The 16266-nt window shown below is 71.4% G+C and carries 17 protein-coding genes; 3 read left to right on the forward strand and 14 right to left on the reverse strand.

The genetic code is table 11. The features are described from left to right. Window positions 1-30 precede the first annotated feature (30 nt). Both BG482_RS06665 and BG482_RS06670 read right to left on the reverse strand, forming a co-directional pair. Window positions 31-696 (reverse strand): response regulator transcription factor, encoded by a 666-nt coding sequence (locus BG482_RS06665; protein ID WP_069767933.1) that lies wholly within the window; start codon window positions 694-696, stop codon window positions 31-33. Continuing rightward, entirely contained in the window at window positions 693-1868 is a 1176-nt protein-coding gene (locus tag BG482_RS06670) for a sensor histidine kinase (RefSeq protein ID WP_069767934.1), read from the reverse strand. Before BG482_RS06670 ends, BG482_RS06665 begins: the two co-directional genes overlap by 4 nt. A gap of 213 nt (window positions 1869-2081) precedes the next feature. Here BG482_RS06670 and BG482_RS06675 point away from each other — a divergent pair, with 213 nt between their 5' ends. After that, entirely contained in the window at window positions 2082-3002 is a 921-nt protein-coding gene (locus tag BG482_RS06675) for an ATP-binding cassette domain-containing protein (RefSeq protein ID WP_069768044.1), read from the forward strand. After that, entirely contained in the window at window positions 2999-3796 is a 798-nt protein-coding gene (locus tag BG482_RS06680) for a hypothetical protein (RefSeq protein WP_069767935.1), read from the forward strand. Before BG482_RS06675 ends, BG482_RS06680 begins: the two co-directional genes overlap by 4 nt. A gap of 52 nt (window positions 3797-3848) precedes the next feature. On the opposite strand, the gene BG482_RS06685 is transcribed toward BG482_RS06680, so the two are convergent. The 12 genes from BG482_RS06685 to BG482_RS06740 all read right to left on the reverse strand — a co-directional run bounded on the left by BG482_RS06685 (window position 3849) and on the right by BG482_RS06740 (window position 15176). Further along, window positions 3849-5918, reverse strand: coding sequence for a WD40 repeat domain-containing protein (locus tag BG482_RS06685; protein WP_256096287.1), 2070 nt, complete (start codon window positions 5916-5918; stop codon window positions 3849-3851). Window positions 5919-5947: 29 nt separating this feature from the next. Beyond that, a complete protein-coding gene (locus BG482_RS06690; RefSeq protein ID WP_069767936.1) occupies window positions 5948-6472 on the reverse strand; it encodes a hypothetical protein in 525 nt (174 codons plus the stop codon). 55 nt (window positions 6473-6527) lie between these two features. Continuing rightward, entirely contained in the window at window positions 6528-7601 is a 1074-nt protein-coding gene (locus tag BG482_RS06695) for a maleylacetate reductase (RefSeq protein WP_069767937.1), read from the reverse strand. After that, a complete protein-coding gene (locus BG482_RS06700; protein WP_069767938.1) occupies window positions 7598-8494 on the reverse strand; it encodes a dioxygenase in 897 nt (298 codons plus the stop codon). Before BG482_RS06700 ends, BG482_RS06695 begins: the two co-directional genes overlap by 4 nt. 337 nt (window positions 8495-8831) lie before the next feature. Further along, entirely contained in the window at window positions 8832-9593 is a 762-nt protein-coding gene (locus tag BG482_RS06705) for a family 16 glycosylhydrolase (RefSeq protein ID WP_069767939.1), read from the reverse strand. Window positions 9594-9684: 91 nt separating this feature from the next. Continuing rightward, window positions 9685-11328, reverse strand: coding sequence for an NAD-dependent malic enzyme (locus tag BG482_RS06710; RefSeq protein WP_069767940.1), 1644 nt, complete (start codon window positions 11326-11328; stop codon window positions 9685-9687). A gap of 91 nt (window positions 11329-11419) precedes the next feature. After that, window positions 11420-12037 carry a TOPRIM nucleotidyl transferase/hydrolase domain-containing protein gene (locus BG482_RS06715; protein WP_069767941.1) on the reverse strand — a complete coding sequence of 206 codons (618 nt, stop codon included), beginning with the start codon at window positions 12035-12037 and terminating at the stop codon, window positions 11420-11422. Window positions 12038-12131: 94 nt separating this feature from the next. Then, the gene (locus tag BG482_RS06720) at window positions 12132-12650 is read right to left on the reverse strand and encodes a GtrA family protein (RefSeq protein WP_069767942.1); all 519 of its coding nucleotides are present in this window, start codon (window positions 12648-12650) and stop codon (window positions 12132-12134) included. Between the two features lie 308 nt (window positions 12651-12958). After that, window positions 12959-13609 (reverse strand): tetratricopeptide repeat protein, encoded by a 651-nt coding sequence (locus tag BG482_RS06725; protein ID WP_069767943.1) that lies wholly within the window; start codon window positions 13607-13609, stop codon window positions 12959-12961. Between the two features lie 110 nt (window positions 13610-13719). Continuing rightward, complete coding sequence (locus tag BG482_RS06730; RefSeq protein ID WP_037751662.1) at window positions 13720-13923, reverse strand: cold-shock protein; 204 nt, start codon at window positions 13921-13923, stop codon at window positions 13720-13722. Between the two features lie 403 nt (window positions 13924-14326). Then, window positions 14327-14680 carry a VOC family protein gene (locus BG482_RS06735; RefSeq protein ID WP_069767944.1) on the reverse strand — a complete coding sequence of 118 codons (354 nt, stop codon included), beginning with the start codon at window positions 14678-14680 and terminating at the stop codon, window positions 14327-14329. A gap of 58 nt (window positions 14681-14738) precedes the next feature. After that, the gene (locus BG482_RS06740; RefSeq protein WP_069767945.1) at window positions 14739-15176 is read right to left on the reverse strand and encodes a VOC family protein; all 438 of its coding nucleotides are present in this window, start codon (window positions 15174-15176) and stop codon (window positions 14739-14741) included. Between the two features lie 469 nt (window positions 15177-15645). Between BG482_RS06740 and BG482_RS06745 the strand changes: the two genes are divergently transcribed. Further along, window positions 15646-16257, forward strand: a complete 612-nt coding sequence (locus tag BG482_RS06745; protein ID WP_069767946.1) for a peptidoglycan-binding protein — start codon at window positions 15646-15648, stop codon at window positions 16255-16257. Window positions 16258-16266: the final 9 nt, after the last annotated feature.

Consider the following 16266-nt stretch of genomic DNA (forward strand, 5'->3'; position numbering starts at 1 on the left):
GCACAGCGGAGCCATCTCTTGGTCTCGCCTTCAGCGGGGCAGGGTGACGAGTCCCGACTCGTAGGCGGCGATGACGAGTTGGACCCGATCCCGGGCCCCGAGCTTGGTGAGCAGCCGTGACACGTGCGACTTGGCGGTGGCCACCGTGATGAAGAGGTCCTCGGCGATCTCCGCGTTCGACCGGCCGCGTCCGACCAGCGTCAGCACTTCCCGTTCCCGTTCGGTGATGCCCTCGACCGGCCGTGGGGGGCGGTGTGGGGCGGGCGCGGGACGCGCGACGAAGTCGGCGATCAGACGGCGCGTCACCCCCGGCGCGATCAGTGCGTCGCCGGCGGCGACCACGCGGATCGCCGCGAGGATGTCGTCCAGCGCCATGTCCTTGACGACGAAGCCGCTGGCGCCGGCCCGGAGCGCACCGTAGACGTGGTCGTCCTCGTCGAAGGTGGTCAGGACGAGGACGCGGATGGCGGCCGGGCCGTCGGCTGTGATCAGGCGGGTGGCCTCGATCCCGTCCATGCCGGGCATCCGGATGTCCATCACCACGATGTCGGGGCTGGTGTCCCGCACCAGTCGGACGGCTTCGGCGCCGGTGGCCGCTTCACCGACGACCTCCAGATCACTGTGGTCGGCCATGATCACCCGCAGGCCGGACCGGACCAGCGGCTGGTCGTCGGCGAGTACCACCCTCACGGTCATCGTGCCTCCTCGCGCACTCCGGCCGGCACGGGCAGCGGCAGTCGCGCCGCCACCCGGAAGCCGCCGCCGGGTCGCGGCCCGGTGCTGAGCTCGCCGCCCAGCAGGCCGACCCGCTCCCGCATCCCGATGATGCCGAAGCCGTGGGCCGCGCCGTTCGCGCCCGCGCCCCGCCCGTCGTCGACGACCTCGACGGACAGTTCGTCGTCCCCGTAGTCGATGACCACCCGGCAGTGCACGGCCCCCGCGTGGCGCACCACGTTGGTCAGCGCTTCCTGCACGATGCGGTATGCGGACAGTTCGATGTCGGCCGGCACGGGACGCCGCTCGCCGCTGCGGCACACGTCGACGCGCACGCCCGCGCCCACGGTCGCCGCCGCCAGCTGTTCGACGTCCGCCAGTCCCGGCGAGGGCGCGAGGAGCGACTGCTCCGAACCTGCGGCGGGGCGGCCCGCCCGACGGAGCGAGACCAGTGTGCGCCGAAGGCCCGACAGGGTCTCCCTGCTGGTCGCCTCGATGGCCCGCAGGGCCTCGCGCGCCTCCACGGGCTGGGTCTCGATGACCCGGCTGCCCACACCGGCCTGGATGGCGATGACGCCGATGCTGTGCGCGACCATGTCATGCAACTCCCGTGCGATCCGCAGCCGTTCGGCAGTCACGGCCTCGGCCACCTCCTGTGTGCGCAGCGCGGCCGCGTGCTCGCGGCGCTCGCGGCTCAGCAGACCGGCCATGCAAAACGCGGCCATCGCGAGGAACGCGACCAGCCCGTTGACGGCCAGGTCGTCCCCGTGTGTGAAGCCGCCGATCAGCAGGAGCTGCACGACGCCGGACACGGCCACGGCAGTGGTCCAGGACCGCCGCGCGCAGGTGGCGACGAGGAAACCCAGTACGAGGTCGACCGCCAGACACGACAGGAACTGCCCCTGGTAGGACGCCGTCCCGTTCGGCTGCTCGGAGCCGGGAGGGCCCACCACCACGGCCACGGTCCCGAGGAGCGCCAGCCCCAGAGCCAGGCGCGGACTGCGGCGCACCACGGCGGCGAGCAGGCTCACCGCCAGCAGCGCACCGACGCCGTGGACGGTGCCGGACGCACGCGGAGCGACCCCCACCAGCAGGCCGATCATCAGGACGTAGCAGGCGCCTCCCGCCCACGCCGAGGCATCGGTTCTCGTCATCGGCTGCCCTCCCTCCCGGCGACCACACCGAGGTGGGCGGCGTGCGCAGAGGATGAGGTGATCGTGGTCTCGGGGTTCACGCCGCGAGACTAACGGGCCGTCACCGGCTCGGCATCAGCCCGGGGACGTACGCCCACGGGACGATCTCCGGCCGCATGGTTGCCGCCCAGGGCCTCATGCCCGGACGCGGGTCCTCCCGGCAGTGTGGACACCGTGATCGAAGTCAGCGAACTCACCAAGCGGTACGGCGGCAGGACGGCCGTCGACCTACTCTCCTTCACCGTGCGACCGGGCCGGGTCACCGGGTTCCTCGGACCCAACGGAGCGGGCAAGTCCACCACTTTGCGGATGATCCTGGGACTGGACGAGCCCACCGCGGGCGCCGCCACCGTCAGCGGCGTGCCCTTCCGGCATCACGCGCGCGGGCTGCGGCATGTCGGCGCCCTTCTCGACGCGGGGCAGATCCACGGTGGACGCAGCGCCGAGGCCCATCTGCACGCGCTGGCCCGGGGCAACAACATCTCGCGGCGCCGGGTGGGCGAGGTGCTGCGGGAGGTGGGGCTGTCCGCGGCGGCCGGCCGCCGCGTCGGCGGGTTCTCCCTCGGCATGAAGCAGCGGCTGGGCATCGCCGCCGCGCTCCTCGGCGACCCGCCCGTGCTCATGTTCGACGAGCCGGTCAACGGCATGGACCCCGAGGGCGTGCTCTGGGCACGCCGGCTCTTCCGGCGCCTGGCCGCCGAGGGACGCACGGTGTTCCTCTCCAGTCACCTGATGTCGGAGATGGAGAACACCGCCGACGACTTGGTCGTCATCGGCCGGGGCCGCCTCGTCGCCGCCGAGCCGCTCGCGGACTTCGCGGCCCGGGGCACCCGTCGCAGCGTCGTGGTCGGCACACCCCTGGCCGCGGATCTGGCGGCCCTGCTGACGGCGGCAGGCGCCTCGGTCCGGACGGACGGTCCGGCGGGCTCGGAGAAGCTCACCGTGACCGGACTTCCGGCGGACCGGATAGGAGCGATCGCCTTCGACAACCATGTCCGGCTCGAGGAACTCACGCCTCGTGCGGCCTCGTTGGAGGAAGCCTTCATGCAGCTCACCGCAGACAGCGTCGAATACACGACAGGACAGCCCCGATGACCGCCCTCGCCGCGCCGCCCGCACGCTTCCGCGACCTGCTCGCCGCCGAGTGGATCAAGGCACGGTCGCTGCGCTCCACCCCCTGGACGATCGCACTCACCGCCCTGTTCGTCGTGGGGTCCGCCGCCGTCTCCACGCTGGCGGACGACGGCGCGGGCTCCGGCCCCGCCGGTTTCCGGCCCTTCGACGCCTACCCCGCGGCCGGCTACTGGACGCTGATGCTCGTCGCCGGAAGCATGGGCGCGCTCACCGTCGTGAGCGAGTACGGCAGCGGTCTGATCCGGACCACCACCGTGGCCGTTCCGGCCCGCGGCTCGGTCGTGCTGGCCAAGGCGGCCGTCACCGCGGCGCTGTGGACCGTGGTCGGCACGGCCCTCTCCGTCAGTTCCTTCTTCGTCTCCCAGGCCGTCCTGGACGGGCGTGGCGGCGGCGTTCCGATCACCCATCCCGGGGTGTTCCGGGCGCTGACGGCGTCCGCGCTGCTGGCTCCGGTCTGCGCCCTGGTCGGTCTGGGCGTGGGCGTTCTGCTGCGGCACGCCGCCGGGACCATGGTCACCAGCGTCTTCGTCCTGCTGATGCTGCCCACCATGTTCTCGGAGAGCGACCGATGGTCGGCGGACGTCAGACACGCACTGGTGGCGGCCGCCTGGAATCGCCTGGTGCAGCCCTGGGACCCGGGTTCGGGATCCCTGGCCTACACCGCCACGGTCCCCGGCTCCTGGACCGTGTACGCGCTCTGGCCGCTGATCATGGTGGCGGTCGCCGTGTTCGTCGTGCGGCGCCGTGACGTGTGAGAACGGGTGGGCGGGGCGGGGCAGGTGAGCGCGCCTTCCGGTCCGGGCGGGTTCACCGTCGGGTGAGCGGGAGGCCGAGGACGCCGCGGTCGTGGCCGACGATCAGGCAGGGGCCCACGGCGGCCAGACAGGTGAGCGCCACGTCGAGGGCGATGTGCCGCAGCGTGCCGGTCTCCGGTTCCCATACCCGCAGGCGGCTCCCTGCTCTGCTGCCGACGACCAGGACGGTGCGCCCGCCGTGCAGAGCGACGGCGGTCATGACCGGAAGGCCGGCGGTGCCTGTCGCCGCGGGAAGGCCGTCACCGACCGGGAGACCGGTCGCGGGGTCCCACAGCATGACGCCGCCGCGGTCGTCCCCGGTGGCCAGCAGGGTCCGGGCGGGTCCGGGCACCGCCGCCACGGCTGCTACCCGGTGGCCGGCGTCTTCGAGGGCACCTCGGCTCAGCTGTACGGCGATGCCGCTGTCCCACGGGTCGTCGACGGCCGGGTCCCAGACCTCGACACCGCCTTGGCCGTCCGAGGCCGCGATCACCGTACGGCCGGCCGCGACCGGGACGGCGGCGAGCGATCGGATCGGACGACCATAGGGGTTGAGGCGCCCGACCGGCTCAGCGGTGCCGGGATCCCGTGACCTGACCGCGCCTCGACGGGTGGCGGTGACCAGCAGGGTCCGGCCGTCGGGGAGGGTCGCGGCGCACATCCCGGTCACCGCGTCGGGCCGGTGGCCGGCCGGTTCGCGACCCGGCCGGCCGAACTCCGGCTGCGCGGTGAGCAGTCGTGCGTCGGCCGGATCCCACAGGGCGATCGTCCCGCAGTCGCCTCCGCTCGCCAGAACGACCACGCCCTCGGGCCGGGGCAGGGCCGTCAGCGAGGTGACGCGGTCGGGATGTCCTGCCAGCGGGGCGTGGACGAGCCGGCCGTCGACCGGGTTCCACAGGAACACCACTCCCTTGTCCCCACCGCCGGCCACGAAAGCCGGACGACCGGGACGGGACACGACCGTCAACGACTCCACGCTCCCGATCGGATCGGGCCCGGAGTCCGCGAACACCGTTATGGGACCCCACAGCGTTCCGTCGGCCGCGAGCAGGGCGTTTCCGTCCTGGCGGAGCCGGGTCACCGCTTCGCCAGGCCGGCCGGCCGGGGCCGGCTTCGGTTCCGCCCCCGGCCCCTCCTCGGCCGTCCACGCCGGTGTGTGACGGCTCCTGGGCTGTGCACCCGCCGGGTTCTCCGCCAGGCCGTCGGCGATCGTCCAGGTCTGCTCGCAGTTCCAGCAGCGGAAGTTCCCGGTGAGCAACATCAGTTGGCGCGCCCGCTTGCTTGCGGCCGGCCGCGGAGTGCCCGCGACCGCGACCAGGCCGGCGGCCAGGCACAGGACGGCCCACCCCTGCGCCGCGTGGGGCACCCCCGCGGCCGCGACATCGCGTGCCACCCGGAGGTAGGGCTCCCATCCCGCCCCGAGCGTCTCCTCCGGCGGCTCCTGCTCCAATGCCTTGGCGACCGCGCCCCAGGGCCCCGCTCCCCGAACGCTCCGAGCGGGATCAGGCAGCTCCGGAACCGCGAAGGGCGGGCTCGTCAGGTCCACGAAGAACTTCAGGATCTCGGTGTCGGCGTCGCACTCGCGGCACATCAGCTGCAGCCCGGGTTCCTGGGGCGCGAGAGGCCACAGGGCCGCGGCGGTGTGGTGACCGGCGAAGGCGAGACAGCTCAGCGCGAGAAGGGCGGCGACTTCCGCGGGAACGCCGGCGAGAAGACTGCGTACGGCCGCCCGCTCGGCGAGCCGGAGGGCGGCGCCGAACCCCGCCTCGAGATCCGCGGGGACGGGATGTCTGTCCTCCGCGGTCACGATGAATCCCAGGTCGATCCAGAAATCCACGGACCGGTCCGGGGGCAACTCCGCCGCCGCCTCGATGAGATGGGGCAGGGCCGCATAGGCTCCGTCGTAGACGGTTCCGTCGTCCAGCAGGCCTTCGGCCAGGTTCGCCCAGCTCTTGCGCCAGGCATCGCCGCTCCCCGTGGCGACCGCGGAGGCCATCTCCGCCAGCAGCGCCGTCACCTCGTCGACCGTCACACCGTCGAGGTCACGCCAACGGGTGCTGTGCAGGGGCAGCTTCGCAGTCATGGAGCGATTCTCGCAGTCGGCGCCGACAGTCAGGGAGCGGGCTGCACTCCGGCGACCGTGCGCAGGCCGAGCGTCGTGTGCAGGATCAGCCGGGGCAGCCTCTCGTCGGTGCGGTGCGGCTGGTCGAGGACGGCGCACAACCGAAGCACCAGGTCCTCATCGGGTTCGTCCAGCAGGATGCCGCTGATCATCCACTCCAGCATCACACCGTTCTCCTCGTCGATCGCGTACGCGGCTCGCGGGCTGACGCTGCGCCGGTGATCGGCCCCGGTCACCGCCGAGCCGATCCACCACCCGCCGTCGACGGGCTCGAACGTCGCCTCGTAGAAGATCTGCCCCGTCGAGATCCTGCGCACGAAGGCCACCCGCCCGCCGACCATGATGTCCCATTTATCACTCATGTCCCGCGCTATGTGGCCCTGTTGGATGCGGGCCCACTGCGCGGGCGTCCAGGTGCGGGTGGGCAGCAGCGTCATGGGCACCGGGTCGGCGATGTGGACGACACGGGGGACGCGATCCCTGGGCGGCGGTTCCTCGGACTCGGGCGCGGACATGCGGGTCAGCGTACGAGTGCGCGACACCGCCCGGCCAGGGCGGCCGGGCGAGCTCTCAGCAGGCCGGAGGCCGTCCGGACCATGCGGCGTGCAGGAGCCGGCCGAGGCCTTCCGCGGTCACCGCGCGAGGGTTGGCGTAGGGGTCGGCCAGGGCGACCTCCACGATCCGGTCGATGTCGCCCTCCGCCATGCCCAGTTCCCGCAGGGAGCGCGGGGCGCCGAGGCGGCCGGCGAGCTCCCACAGACGGGCGGCCGGGTCGCCGGATGCGCCGAGGGCGCGGCCGAGCGCGGCCGCCGCCTCGGGCGCCGCGCGCTGGTTGTAGGCGAGGGCGTGCGGGAGGACCACGGTGTGGGTGGGGGCGTGCGGGAGGTCGAGGGCGCCCCCGAGGACGTGGCAGAGCTTGTGGTGCAGCGACATGGTGGTGGCCCCGAGGCAGGCGCCGCACAGCCAGGCGCCGTACTGGGCACGGGACCGGGCGTCGAGGTCGGCGCCGTCCGCGACGACGTCCGGGAGCGCGCCGGCCAGCGCCCGTACGCCTTCCTCGGCCATCAGGTCGACGATCGGCGAGGCGTCCGGCGCGTACAGTGCCTCGGCCGCGTGCGCGATCGCGTTCATGCCGCTGGTCGCGGAGACGGCCGCGGGCAGGCTCACGGTGAGCGCGGGGTCGTACAGCACCGACACCGGCAGGACGCGCGGATCCCGGCCCGTGCGCTTGACGCCGTTCTCCGTCAGACCCCAGACCGGCGTCATCTCGGACCCGGCGTATGTCGTCGGCACCGCGATGATCGGCAGTCCGTGCCGCAGGGCCACGATCTTCCCGAGGCCGATGGCCGAGCCGCCGCCGACGGCGAGACAGCCGTCCGCGTTCACCTCTTCCGCGCGTCTGCGGGCCTCGGCCGCGGACTCGGCGGGCACGTGCACGCGGGCGTGGGGGTGGACGGCCGCCACTCGGGCGCCGGCGAGGGCGGCGACGGACTCGGCCAGCTTCCGCTGCCCGGGCGAGCACAGCACCATGACCTTCTCCAGGCCGGCGCGGTCGATCTCTTCGGCGAGCCGGTCGAGCGCGCGGACCCCCATCACCACACGCATCGGCAGCGCCTGGTAACTGAAGGCCGACGGGGTGTTCATCGGGCGTCCTCGTGCGTCCGGGGCCCGGTCTGCTCGGGCTCGACGACGATGTCGAACTCGGCCATGCGGAAAGGGGCGGTGACCCGGTAGGCGCGGGCCTTCTCCACGTCGTCGACCTGCGCGAAGTCCACGACGAGGCTCTCCTTGACGGCGAAGACGGCGTCCGAGTCCTGGTAGGGGCTGCCGGCGACGAAGAGGTGCGTCGTGAGCGGTCGGTGGCCGTCGGCCTCGACGACGAAGTGGATGTGGGCGGGGCGGTACGGGTGCCGCCCGGTCGCGGCGAGCAGCCGTCCCACCGGACCGTCGGTCGGAATGGGGTAGTGGCTGGGCACGACGGTCCGGAACCACAGGCGGCCCTCGTCGTCGGTCCGGAAGAGGCCGCGTCCGTTGCCCCGGGGCTGGACGTCGGGCTGCTGCACGTCGTAGAAGCCGTCCTCGGTGCACTGCCACACGTCGACGCTCGCCGCGGCCAGCGGGCCGCCGTCCGCCGACGTGACGCGGAGCGACACGACGCACGGCGTTCCGGTGCCCATGAGATCGACGCTGTCGCCGGCTGCGCGCTGCGGGGACTCCACGACGTGGAACGGGCCCAGGACCGTGCTCTCGGTGCCGCCGCCCTGCTCGTTGACCGTCTCGACCAGCATGGAGACGCCCAGCACGTCGGAGAGCAGGATGAACTCCTGGCGGGTGGCGTCGCACGTCTGCCCGACGGCGGTCAGGTAGTCCACGGCGTGCTCCCACTCCTGCATGGTGGGACGCACCTCACGGACGTAGTCGTGCAGGTGACGCACGAGCCCTTGGAGCAGGTCACGCAACCGGGGGTCCGGGGTGTCGCGGAAGCTGTCGACGACCGCGGCGGTGATGGCCTTCGCGGCTTCGTCGGTGCCGGGCATGACGTACCTCCAGTGGGGACGGGCGTTCTCCGGCCGGAGCGGTGCGGCGGCCCGAGGGTCGTCCGCGTCCGACCGGCTGAGGCAACACTACGAAGGTACGGCCGGACGCGGCAGGGCGGAGCGCGAGCGGCAGCCGGATCACGCGACGAGATCCCTCACCGACCTGCGTCCTGGCCCTGCTTGCCCTGCGGATGCAGCAGTCGGACGGGCACTGGTTTCGCCGTCACCGGACCACGATCCGGTGCGCCCCGCGTTCGAGACGGGGCACATCCCCATCCCGGCCTGCCTGACTCCCCGCCCCGCCCCGCCCCCGCACGGACCCCGTCCTGCGAGCCCCTCAGAGCCCGTCGGCGTCGGTCAGCGCCTCGGGCTCGTCGGCCTCCGTCTCGGCGAGCCTGGTCGGCCGTCTCACGACGAGGCTCTGGACCTCGTACGACATCTCCTTGACGTGGGGCGCCGGCGGTGGATGGTAACGGCCCGCGGAGACCGACAGGTTGACAATGAGGTAGGCGTGCCAGGAACGTCCGACCCCCTGCCGGTCGGCGAACACCCGGCTTCCGTTCACCCACCAGACCACGGACCTTGAGCCGAACTGGACGCGCAGATCGACCCATCCGCCCGGACGGACGGCGGGGTCGCGGTAGTAGGAGTTCCCGCCGCGGACGTGGTTGGTCAGCTCCAGCAGGTCGGGGTTGTCGGGGTGGTACTCGAAGACGTCGATCTCCTGACCGCCGTCCCTCCAGGTCCAGATGGCCGGCCAGGCTCCGGCCTCGTGGGGCAGTCTCACCCGCGCCTCGAGCACGTCTCCCGTACGGACGGTGAAGTCCTCCTCGCTCCCTTCCGTGGTGAGCAGCCCCGTGTCCCACCGGCCGTCCTTGCGCAGGGTGGCGCGGAAGGTGCCCGAGCGGCTGTAGGCGGGGTCCGCCGTCAGGTGGTCCAGTTTGTTGTCGCCGGGGTTGACGGGTCCGCCGTTGGGATACGCCCACGACCGCCCCGCCACCCATTGACGGGTGGACGCGAAGTCCGCTGTGAAGACGACCTCGGGACCGGATCCGATCCCCTCTGCCGACGGTGTTCCGTCGAATGCAGCATTCTCCATGCGCGGATGCTGCTCCGCATATGACCTCGGCATGCAGATGCCGGGAAAACCGCGGAAAGGACAACTCGGACGAGTGAATCCGGGGCTGCCGTCACCGGGCGTACCGGGGGCTCCACTGGGCCGCTTCCACTGCCGCGCGCAGCTGCTCCTGCGTGGCCTTCGGGGCGACGCCGTCCTCCACCGCCGCCATCGCGGCGGCCAGTGCGATCTCCCGGGCGGCGTCCCGCATCTCTCCCAGCGGCGGCAGCAGCGGTGCGGGGGCGCCGCCGCCGTCCGGGGCGGACCGGGCGGCGCAGTCACCGACCGCGCGGGCGGCGGCCACCATCATCCGGTCCGTCACCCGGGTGGCCCGGGACGCCGTGACCGCCAGGCCGATGGCCGGGAACACGTACACGTTGTTCGCCTGTGCGACCGGCGTCTCACGGCCGTCGACCGTCACCGGCGGGAACGGCGAGCCGGTGGCGATCAGCGCCCTGCCGTCCGTCCAGCGCACCAGGTCGGCGGGGTCGGCCTCGGAGTGGGAGGTCGGGTTGGACAGCGGGAAGATCACCGGACGGTCGCAGGAGGCCGCCATCCGCCGCACGATCTCCTCCGTGAAGGCGCCGTGCGCGGTGGACAGCCCGATCAGCACGGTCGGTTCGGTCCGGTCCACCACCTCGGCCAGACCGTACGACTCCTGTTCGTCGTCGCGGGCGTAGACCCGCTGCTCGTCGGTCAGCCCGTCCCGGGCGCCGGTCAGCAGCCCGTCGACGTCCACGAACCAGAAGCGGGAGGCGGCCTCCTCCTCGGGAACGCCGTCGTCGACCATGGCGATGCGGATCATGTCGGCCACACCGACGGCGGCGGAGCCCGCGCCCAGGATGACGATCCGCTGGTCGGCGAGCCGGGTCCCCGCCACCCGTGTCGCCGTGGTGAGCGCGCCGAGGGCGACGGCGGCGGTGCCCTGGATGTCGTCGTTGAAGGTCAGCAGCCGGTCCTGGTAGCGGCCGAGGATGCGCCGGGCGTGCGCCGTCGCGAAGTCCTCCCACTGCAGCAGCGTCCCCGGCAGTTCGGCCTCCACGGCCGCCACCAGGGCCTCCACCAGCTCGTCGTACTGGGCGCCGGTCACGCGGCGCTCGCGGCGACCCAGGTAGTGCGGGTTGTTCAGCAGCTCCTCGTTGTCCGTCCCGGCGTCCAGCAGGATCGGCAGCGTACGGGCGGGATGGATGCCGCCGATCGCCGTGTACAGGCTGAGCTTGCCGATCGGGATGCCCATTCCGCCCACCCCCTGGTCGCCCAGACCGAGGATGCGCTGGCCGTCGGTGACGACGATGACGGCCACGTCGTCGTGCGGGCGGTTGCGCAGGAGGTCACGGAAGCGGTGGCGGTCCTCGTACGACAGGAAGAGCCCGCGGGGGCGGCGGTAGATCTCGCTGAAGCGCCGGCACGCCTCGCCGACCGTCGGGGTGTAGACGACCGGCAGCATCTCCTCCAGGTGGCGCGTGACCAGCCGATGGAACAACACCTCGTTGGTGTCCTGGAGCTGGCGCAGGTAGATGTGCCGGTTCAGTGGCTTGTCGTAGCCGAGAAACGCCGCGTACGCGCGATCGGCCTGGTCGTCGAGAGTCTCCATGGCGGGCGGCAGCAGCCCGTCGAGGCCGAACTCGGCCCGCTCCGTCGCGCTGAACGCGGTCCCCTTGTTGCGCAGAGGGTCGTACAGGACGGCGGCGCCTCGGCCGGAATCGTTCACTGTCATGCCTTCCCGCCTGCCCCGCATGTCCTGTCCCGCACGCCAAGCCACGGACAAGGCGTCGGCAAGGAACGGTCACCGGGCGGCGGGTGAGGAGTCACAGGCCGGCGAAGAGGTCGTCCAGCGGGGCGGGCACCCGGCCCGGGGCGAGGGCTTCGGCCAGGACCCGTCCGTAACGGATCTTGCGCCCCTTCTTCGTGCTCATGAAACGCCGCAACTGCTGTTCCCTCGGCCGACCGTGCTGGGCGGGCTGGCGCACGAAGGTCCGCCAGGCGCGCAGCTCGTCCTCGGCCTCGACGAGCTGCTCGACCCGGGCAGCGCCCAGGGCTCGGATGAGTTCGTCCTCCAGGTCCGCCGTGCACACGTGGACGTGCGGCCGCGGCGTCCAGGACGGGTCGAGGCCCCGGTCGAAGAAAGGCTTCTCGCGCGCGTCGCACAGACCGATCAGACGGAGGCCGAGACCGGCCGGCCCCAGGAGCCCCGCATAGCGGCCGACGCTCATGGCCCCGCCCATCGGCATCACGCACACCCCCTCGGCCGCCAGGTCCCGGCCCCGTCCCGCGGCCAGCGCCTCGACGGCGGCGAGGTCGCTCAGCCCTTCCACCAGGACCGCCGTACGCACCCGCAACAGCGCGGCCAGCTCCCCTGCCGGTCCACCGGGCCCACCGGCGGCCCAGCCGGCGACCTCGTCCCGGAACGTGCGCATGTCGACCATGCCGGGAAGTCTGCTACGTCCGTGGACGACGACGCACGCGATATTCGACGGCGCACGCCGGCATCACCGCACCGCTGGGCGCCCGGCGGGTCGGTCAGGCGGCGTGGCACAGCGCCTTCGGATCGGCCGGTGCCACGGTGCGGTTCGTCGGCACGGGCAGGGTGGCGGGGACGGCGGCCACCCACCGGGAGCGATCGCGCGCGAAGACGACCAGACGCAGGACCGCGAAGCGTGCGACGCCGGCGAGCGCGGAGGCGGACAGGTACACGGCCTGTTCGCACACCGCGCCCGGGGACTCGACCGACGCCCGCAGGGCGATCATCGCCACGCAGGTCATCGCATACGCCGCCGCCGCGGATCCCGCCGACTGAGTGTGCTGACGCCAGGTCGCCCGTCCGCCTGCGCCGAAGGTGAAGCGTGCGTGGAGGTCGGTGGCGACGAGGGTCGAGACAACGGTGACCAGAGCGTTCGCCAGAGCCCAGGGAACCCAGGAGGCGAGAGCGGCCACGGCGAAGCTCGAGGCCACCCCCACTCCCCCGCCGCACAGCACGAAGCGGGCGAACGCCACGACGCTGCCGGGCACGACGCGTTGCCGACTCCGCACTGCCTTCATGACCCCGCCCGCCCCTCTGACCGCCCCACAGTTTCCGATGAGCGAAACGCTACGTTGCGTTCACATGTTCAACAACTCATTTATTGCCAGGAATCGCCGAACTCGCAGGCAGTGACGTGGATTTCGTTGCAATGGCCAGGCGGATAACGCAACGTTCCCGTCATGCATCGTTGCAATGGCTTGAGGGTGAACGCTAGAGCGGGTGGAGCAGCTCATCGCCCTGGTACGGCTTGCCGGTCAGCGGTCCGGCATGGACGTGCGCAGCCCGCATCGCGGACCGCCCGGTGACGACGTGGGTTGCGTGCGCCTCACGGCAAGCCGATCTCCTTGCGGGCCTCCGTCGCCCAGCGCAGCACTCCGTACGAGTCGGTGGTCCGGGCGAGCTCGGTCGCTTCTTCGAGCAGCGCCGCCGCCTCGTCCCGCCGCTCCTGCTGGGCGGCGAGGTAGGCCAGCCCGATCAGGTTCGCCGCCACCCCCGGCAGGAAGCCCAACTCCCGGCGGAGCCGGGTGGACTCCTCGAGGTGACCTCGCGCCCGATCGAGCCGGCCGGCCATGTGCTCGGCGAAGCCGATGTGCCGCAGCGCGTAGGACGTCGTCAGGCGGTCTCCGGCCCGGGTGGCGAGGTCGAGGGCGCGCTCGAAGGCCGGGACGGCGGCTTCGGCGTCGCTGCGGACCACCTGATGGAAGGCGCCGATCCAGAAGACCGCCTCGCCCTCGCCGCGTATGTCACCGAGTCGCGCGTACAACTCCGCGGCACGCTCGAAGAGTTGGAGTTCGCGCGGGTCCGCGGCCCGCTCCTCCAGGAAGCGGGCGTGGACCACTCGGCCGCGGGCCAGCGCGAGGTCCGCCTCGACCGCGTCGAGACTCTGATCGGCGGAGGCCGGCGCACTGCTGTCACCGCCGAACACGGCACGCTCATAGAGGAGTTCGGCTTGCGCGAGTCGCGGGTCTGCAGTCATGTCCGTGATCGTATCGACGGCGTGTCCCGCGTGCGCCGAACGGAGTCACGGGCCGCGCACGCGTCAGGCCCCGGAGCGGCAAGTGCTCCGGGGCCTGACGAGGTTCGAGATCAGGCAGGCGTGATGTTCTCCGCCTGCGGGCCCTTCTGGCCCTGCGTGATGTCGAAGGTGACGGCCTGGCCTTCCTGGAGCTCACGGAAGCCGGAGGCGTTGATGTTGGAGTAGTGGGCGAAGACGTCCGGTCCGCCGCCGTCCTGGGCGATGAAGCCGAAGCCCTTTTCGGCGTTGAACCACTTCACAGTTCCGCTGGCCATGCTGGTGCCTCCCAGTCGTTGTCGGGAACCGCACCGCGCGGCCCCGGAGGTGATCGCCCTGGTCCGGCACTGCACAGCAAAACGCCCACGCAACGGCGCGGGCAGGTACTGCGAACCACGACAGCTGACGATGACGCTACACGGCGAGAGCGGCCCCCACCAGAGAGCAACGGTCATGATCCGCCGCCTGAGCGACGCCGGAGCGCCCACTCGGGGCATGTCCCGACCGTCCGCCCCCTCCCGCACGCCTCGAAAGCAGCTGCGACCTCGAAGGGTTCCGTCCGGTCGCCGGCGAGGGTGTGCCACCCGATTCCGGCTCACCGACCGCCCCCGCCGTCTCCCCGCCGTCACCCGGTCGGCGGGTGATCGGCCGTCCCCGGCGACCGTCCCCCGGACGGCACGGTCAGACGGGTTGCCACAGCTCCACACGGTTCCCTTCGGGGTCGGTGACCCAGCCGAACCGGCCGACACCGGCCATTTCCTGCGTTTCCTTTTCCACGGCCGCGCCTTTGGCGCGCAATTGCGCGAGCATCGCGTCGAGATCGCGGACTCGGAAGTTGAGCATGGTCCGCTGGGCGCGGGATCCGAAGTAGTCGGTCTCGGACTCGAACGTCGCGAACACCGTCGGTCCGGCTCCCTGACTCCACAGGCCGTTGTCGTCGGCCTCCAGACCGAGGCAGTCGCGATACCAGGCGCTCAGGGCCGCGGGGTCGGCCGCCCGCAGGAAATATCCGCCGATTCCAAGCACACGTTCCATGCCGTCATTTTGCCAGGGCGGCGATTCGGCCGAGGGCAGACCACGACCCGATCAGGCGTCAGTTCTTCTTGAGCTCCTCGGCGAGCATCACGAGGATGCCGCTGGGGCCACGGAGGTACGTGAGCTTGTAGACGTCCTCATAGGTCGCCACACCGCGCAGCGGACGGCATCCGTGCCTCGCGGCTGCCTCAAGGGCCTTGTCGATGTCGTCGACCGAGAAGGCGACGCGATGCATGCCGATCTCATGGGGCTGCGTGGGCGTCGACTCGATGGCCTCGGGATGGATGTACTCGAAGAGCTCGAGGCGACCGTGGCCGTCCGGCGTCTGGAGCATCGCGATGTTGGCGTGATTCCCGTCAAGGCCGACGGCGATGTCGGTCCACTCGCCGCTGACCGTGTCGCGGCCGATGACCGTGAGGCCGAGGTCGGTGAAAAAAGAGATCGCCGCCTCGAGGTCGCGAACAGCGATGCCGACGTTCTCAAGTTTGATGGCCATGCGTCGCATGCTACCGAGCCGGACCGATCGCATGCTCACGGCAATGACGCGGCCGAAATACGATGGCGCCGTCGCGGTGGTGCGACATCGGGCTCTTGATCGTGATCACGGCGCTTCTGTTTGCACCATCTCTGACATGGTCATATGCTGTCCGTAAGTGACATTTCACGCCCCCGGAACCGCCTCGCATTCCATGGCAGCGCGGCCGGGAGGGTCCATGATCTCCTGTGTGTTCGTGTCCATCAGGGGAAACCCGTATCGGGATTATCGGGATATCGCCCCGTACCCGGAACCACGGTTATCACGTCTCGGCGACATCTCCTCCCGGTCGAATGTTCCGGCCGATCCGCGGTGCTCGGTCCGACGCCGTGCATGCGCCATGCGGCCATGGCTGCTGAATCGACCAGCCATTGGGGCACCGGAAGTACCAGTGGGGGCACCGGAAGTAAAGGGGTGTCAGAAAATGAGAATGAGCCTGACCGAGCTGCGCGCCCTCGCCACCCAGGCAGGGTTCACCGGCAATGACATCAAAGTCGCGGCGGCCGTCGCCATGGCGGAGTCCAAAGGCGACCCGGGCATCATCGGAGACCAGGGCCTGGTCGACCACAAGTGGGGACCGTCCATCGGCCTCTTCCAGATACGCTCCCTCAGGCATCCAGGGCAGTTCTCCCCACCGGACAAGCTCAGGGTCGAGGGAAAGCTCAAGGACCCGCTCTACAACGCCAAGACGGCGAAGGCCATCAAGGACGCACACAACTGGAACCAATGGTCCACGTTCGTGAACGGGGCCTACAAGCACTTCATGACCGGCGGGCCCGCCGGCGCCACCGGCTCCGAGCCGTTCCCCGGTGCGTCGTTCTTCCACACCGGACGGAAGTCACCGATCATCGCCGCCATGCACCATCGGCTCGTCGCCGAAGGCTGCAACCGGTACCAGTCGAACGCCGCCCCCGACGTATGGGGCCCCGGCGACGTGAAGTCCTACGCCGCCTGGCAGGCAAAGCTCGGCTTCACCGGTGACAACGCCAACGGCACCCCCGGAAAGACCAGTTGGGACAAGCTACACGTCCCCGACGTCTGACCGTCCTAC

The sequence above is a fragment of the Streptomyces sp. LUP30 genome (assembly GCF_001746365.1).
Lineage (GTDB): Bacteria > Actinomycetota > Actinomycetes > Streptomycetales > Streptomycetaceae > Streptomyces.